General features: G+C 63.3%; 1 pseudogene. It reads right to left on the reverse strand.

What is annotated here, in order from left to right:
• A pseudogene (locus AACY19_RS26575) lies at nucleotides 1-835 on the reverse strand (IS3 family transposase); the annotation flags it as partial.
• Nucleotides 836-945: the final 110 nt, after the last annotated feature.

A 945-nucleotide genomic window follows, 5' to 3' on the forward strand; every position in this document is an offset into this window, starting at 1 on the left:
CGCATGACGAGGGCCTTGCGCAGGGCGGCCAGCGCCAGATCGCGGTGCAGCCGGTCGCCGACGGCCCACCCGACGACACGGCGGGAGAACAGATCGAGGACCACCGCCAGATAGAGCCATCCCTCCCGCGTCCAGACATACGAGATGTCGACGCCCCATTTCTGGTTGGGTGCCGTCGCCGTAAAATCCTGGTCAATGATGTTCGGCGCGATCGGCCAGCTATGCTCGCTGTCGGTCGTCCGTTTGAATCGACGCTTCTGCCGACCGCGCAGGCCGTTCTCGCGCATCAACCGCGCCGTGCGCCGTCGCCCGATGGCGAAGCCATCATCCTGCAACTCGCGCGTCATGCGCGGACTGCCGTACGTGCCGTTCGACAGCGCAAATGCCGAGCGGACATGCGCCAGCATCACCATGTCATCGCGTTGCCGCCGGCTGGCCGGACGATCCTTCCAGGCGAAATAGCCGCTCTGGCTGACGCCGAGCACCTGGCAGAGGCGGTGTACGGGGAAATCCTTCTTCGCCTGATCGACGAGCGCAAACCTCATCGACTTCCCTCCCGGGCGAAAAAAGCGGTCGCCCGCTTCAGTATGTCGCGTTCTTGTCGAAGGATCTCATTCTCCCGGCGGAGCCGCTTCAACTCGGCTGCCAAATCTGCCTGCGGTGTTTCGCCCGGCATCTCCGTCAACCGATCACGACGACGACCGATCCACCGAACCAGCGTCGACAAACCGACCCCCAGATCTTCCGCAACCTCACGCTGCGTGCGCCCACTGGTCGCCACCAGCCGGACCGCCTCGTCCTCGAATTCCTTTGTAACCCGTCGTTGCTTCGTCATCGAGTTTGCCTTTCACCTCAGGAAAACTCTCCACTTTTCTGAAGCAAGTCCAAAGCACGTTGAAGCGAAGCGGCGCTATGCGACCGACAACCCCGAGCCGGTCGGCTGGG

This window comes from Pseudomonas sp. EA_5y_Pfl2_R50 (genome assembly GCF_963970475.1).
GTDB lineage: Bacteria > Pseudomonadota > Gammaproteobacteria > Pseudomonadales > Pseudomonadaceae > Aquipseudomonas.